General features: G+C 44.8%; 2 protein-coding genes and 1 pseudogene. All 3 read left to right on the top strand.

The window, feature by feature from the left end:
- Window positions 1–2737: hypothetical protein (locus VK541_RS03955; protein ID WP_324367137.1), on the top strand; the 2737-nt coding region annotated here is incomplete at its 5' end.
- Window positions 2738–2739: 2 nt separating this feature from the next.
- Window positions 2740–4233: a contractile injection system tape measure protein gene (locus VK541_RS03950; protein WP_324367135.1), complete on the top strand. Its 1494-nt coding sequence runs from the start codon at window positions 2740–2742 to the stop codon at window positions 4231–4233.
- Window positions 4200–4737, top strand: a pseudogene (locus VK541_RS03945) (hypothetical protein); the annotation flags it as partial. The gene VK541_RS03950 and the pseudogene VK541_RS03945, both read left to right, overlap by 34 nt.

Here is a 4737-nt window from a genome sequence, read left to right as displayed (position 1 = left end):
AACCATCTATAATGAACTTCCGGTTTTACAGAAAAACTTCCATGTCGTATTGGCTGATATAGGCATAGCATGGCATCAAAGGTTACTGGAGCTTGCTGCCGGGTATTTAAGCGGATCAGCATACGGGTTTCAATATGTTTACGATGCTTTTGAAGACATCATCAAATCGTATGAAGAACTGAGGTGTGCGGCCATGCACCTGAACAGCGTATGTCTGCCGGACAACGATGCTTTCCCGATGCACCTGATGCTGGGCGATGTAGCTTGTCCTCCTGCCGACAACCGGCAGGAATTTGAATATTCTCCTTTATTTAATGAATATAAAAGCTGGTCTAAGAAAGTAGTGACCATATTTGGCCGCATCCTGACGATGTTGAACGGCTATCATACGGAGTTTATGAAAGAAGCCGAAGAACAAGGTGTATTGGCAACTCCAAGTAAAGAAAAACAGCAGCCACTGGGGAAAAAAGCATTTCCGATCTACTTCAATCCTTACCTGCCAGACTTTGAGAGGTTCTGGAATGAATGCTCTTGTCATGGCTGCGGGGGCGAAAAAGGGCTCAGTTACCATTACCAGCTGCCGGAAGAGGACCAGGATTATGGCTTCAGCAAACTGGAAACGCCGCTTTTCTATAACATCAATGCGTATAATTTTTTCAGGATGGAGGGGCATTTGGGCCTTGATGAAACGGATGCAGTTAACCGTTACAAAAGAATCAGACGCAAATTTAATGTGCCATTTAAAGTAAAGTCCCTGTTTATAGGGGATGGCGATAAGATAACGACCACATGCCGCTATCCCGACCTGGATTCGCAATACCTGGTCTGGCGGAATGTCATGCTGTACTACCTCAATAACCTTTTGAAATACAGCAAGATTGCCGAGAGTATGGCGGCAAGGTACAAAGACGTGGCCGATGCGGTAAAAGACGCAGCCGGAAGCACAAAAACTTCTGCGGCGGCAGATGTCCGTGCCGCAAAAATGGCGGGGGCTGAGGCAATTGAAGTCAGAACTGATAAGGTTTCTTTCTTCAAAAAAGCGAGTGAAGGTATTTTTACTGCGGGCGCTTTTACGGAAAATATAAACCGCACCGATCATTCCCGCATCTTTAAGGACAATCCCAGGGCGGCGGTACCGGAAAATGAAATCCATAAAGACCTGCTCAACTGGATCGCCGATTTTAACGACCATATAGAAGCGCTGATAGCGGCTTTACCATTGGAATTCAGCGATTTTGATGAGGATGTGTTTAAAGATAAATATGTTGCTGAGCTCAACCATTATGTAGGTTTAATGAAAATCCTTGCCAGGATCGTTAACCGGGAAAGGGATAAGGAGATGCTTTCTTATTTGCTGATCCTGACACTGGCGCACCGGATTTTAAATACGATGATGATCAGGCCTTACATTACGATAGGCACGCTGACCGACATCAGAAAACAGCGAAACCTTGACTCAAGAACCAGCAAATCTTTTGTGGATTACCTGAAAGCACATGGTGGCGCAGAACATTTGGCCGGTGTTGAAAGAGGCAATACTTTGCTGCTGATCTATCATACTGGTGAACAGGGACGTGTAACCAGGTCCGGAGCGGCAGGAGATGTGAAAGTGGAAAGACTGGAGGAACTGAAGAAAGCTGAGGCAGCGCTAAATAGCCTGTACAATGAACGTGCAAAAGCGCTGAAGAAGAAAGCTCAGGAAGTTGGTAATGAAGACGCTAAAGCAGAGGCGAAACTGAAAAATGAAACTGAAAAGATGAAAAGTGTCCGGAGCGCAAAGGAAGCTGATGAGGTGGAAATAAGCCATAAAGACGGAGCTAACAGTCTGGTTAAAGAGGCAGCTGCTGATACATACAATAAAGAACTGGAGAAGCTTGAAAAGGAACACAAAAAAGGGCTGGAAGAGATTGCGGTGCAAAGGGCAGAAGCAGAAAATTATGCGGTTGAGGTAACCGCAAAACGCAAACAGTTTGGATACAAAGATGGTGAACAAACAGAGTTCAGCAAGAACTATGAAGCGTTATACGAAAAAATTGGAGCGGCTCAGGCATTAAAGCAATTGGGCGATACAGTAATTGCGGACTTTACTGTCTATGAAGATGACAGCTGCTGCGAATGTGACCCTAAAGACTATAAAAACAAAGAACTGACCCCATTGGCGGTGCCAATTTCCAGGGTGGTTTCTTACACCGCTACCAGAGTGGTTGTTTCTAAAATACAGGTGCTGAATAATTTATATCATCCGGGATTTTATCAGGTTTCACTGGCTACAGAACCTGCCTATGGTGACGTTGAGTTTACCGAGGAAGATTATGAACCAATCCCGGGACTGAAAAAGCAGATCCTGAATTATACACTGAACAATGAAAAGATCAAAGCAAACAGGAAAGCAGGCTCGGCGATTGTGGATGTAGACGAATTTGATTATTTGATCACAGACGATAATGGTGATGAGGTAGGACAGGCAACAATCACGGTTTTTATAAACTTTGAAAGCCTTACTCCGCAGACCTACAAATTGAGCGGAACGGTAAGCTATTCAAAAAGATATACCATTACTGTACTGGATCCGGCAGGGTCTCTCGTCCAGGAAGATGTGTTTACGGATGGAACTTATAGTTTTCAGCTCAAACCTGGTGACTATGTCGTAAAAGCGGTAAATGAACAGCAGGACACGCAAACAGCCAATTTACGTATTGCAGACAAAGATGAAGTGGTTGATTTTAATTTTGGATAGCCATGTTCAACAGGCACATCATACACTCGCAAAAAATGGTCATCAGTGTGGATGACCAGCAGGACGCGCAAAAACTGCAGCTGGAGCTCAGGAATTTTTGCCGGGATGTACTGCCTGATCTCTTTAATGAGGTATTTGATGCGGTGGCACCTGTCAGGACCCTGCGTATTGAACAGATCAAACTTGACCTTGGAGACATCCGTACGGATCATTTTATTGCAGACATTAAAGAAAAGATCATATCGCAGCTTTATCAGCAGCTCAGGGAACATCAGCTGAACATTGACAAAAGTCAGCCACGTCAATTGACACGGGACGAACCCATATCGGATGCCTACCACGGCCCTTTCTCTGTCGGAGGACAGCCGGGAGACTTTGACGAAACAAATGATGTCAGTAAATACGAGGCATTGGTGCATTATTGCCTGTACGGATTGAGACCCTGGTGGATCTCCGGCGCAGCCGGATTTTTTCCTTCAAAAATGCTTAAAGATCTTTTCGCGTCACATCATGATCTTTTTATCAGACTGTCAAACAAGTTTGGTCCTGGATCGAAAGCGCAGCAGCGTTTAATGGCATTGATCAGTAAACAACAGTTTTTTGATGAATACAACCAGTTTCAAACCGGTGATCTTGAACTGGTGAGGGTCTTTGCAGTTCGGCTTGATTTGGGGAATTACCAAAAAATGCTGTTTTACTGGCTGACTGCCATTGAAAAGCATCAGGGAAAAAAGGAACAAGCTGATTTCTCCTCCTGGATATTGAAATGTGCCCATGAGCTTTCGGATACCGGAAAGAAAAGCCTGCAGATCGTAACGGCCCTGATCACTAAGCTGGAGAACGATAAAAACAAAAAAACTCTTGTGACTTCTCTCAGCAAATTGGCTGCACAACTGAAAATGGTGCTGAAACTTAAAAGGACTGCTGAGGCTCCCATAGCCGATGAAAATGCGAAGCCAGTTCAACCATTGAAAAAAACGGCGTTGGTTGGCGATCGGTCGCTTGCCGTTGAAAATGCAGGCCTGGTTCTGGTCTGGCCGTTTTTAAAAGCCGCTTTTTTAAAGCTGAACTGGCTTTCGGAAAATGAATTTAAAGACAGGGCTACCATTGAAAAAGCCATATGCTGGCTTCACTTTTTAATTTACGAAGCAATGCCGGTAGACGAAAGCCCCATGCTGCTGAATAAGCTCATCTGTGGCCTTGAAGCAGAAGAAGCATTGGCCCTGAACCAGATCAGGTTTAGCAAAAAGGAACTGGCTGAGGCAGAAGAAGTCAAGCAGGCAGTGATACAAAACTGGCCTGCTTTAAAAACAACCGTAACCTCAGCCTTAAAAGAGAGTTTTTTTAAACGGAACGGGCTGTTAAAAATTAAAGATGACAACTGGTATTTAAATATTGAAAGAAAAGGAATTGATGTTTTGATTGACCGGTTACCCTGGCCAATAGCTCATGTAAAACTGCCATGGAACAATTATATGATACACGTAAACTGGTAAGCAGGAACCTGCGTGCCAATGCTGATGTACTCGCCGCGGAGCTGGACTGGTTTGAAAGTGTGCTTCAACTGAGGAGCGCAATAAACGCAGGAAGTGTCGCTGCGAATGCTTCCATATTTGACCTGCAGCCGCCTGTACTTGCACCGCAATATTCAGCTTATGGTGACTTTGTGATCAGGCACGATCTGCAGTTTTGCGACCGGTTCCTGCTTTTTCTGGCAATGGCTTCGCAGATCAAGCCACAGTGCCTGGATATCTTTCTGGTTCAGAACTCCAGGACCGGACAGATATTTACCGAATTTGGGGGAAGAAAGGGCAGTATTTTCAGCGGTTTTCTACCTACCGCTGAAACCTTTCTTTTTTTGCTTGCAGCCGATAACCTCGCTTTGAGGTTCGACCTGCTGAAACTTTTTGACGCCACACATCCTTTATTCGCGCTCAATGTCCTGGAATATGAACCGCTCCCTCCCAGAGAACCCTTGTCGAGTATTCCATTAAACATCA

This window comes from Pedobacter sp. (genome assembly GCF_035317785.1).
Lineage (GTDB): Bacteria > Bacteroidota > Bacteroidia > Sphingobacteriales > Sphingobacteriaceae > Pedobacter.
The sequence above is the reverse complement of the archived record's forward strand: the minus strand, read 5'-3'. Positions and strand labels throughout refer to the sequence as shown.

Coding starts and splice junctions, on each gene's coding strand:
- VK541_RS03950 (WP_324367135.1), top strand. CDS start 2,740: ATGTTCAACAGGCACATCATACACTCGCAAAAAATGGTCATCAGTGTG.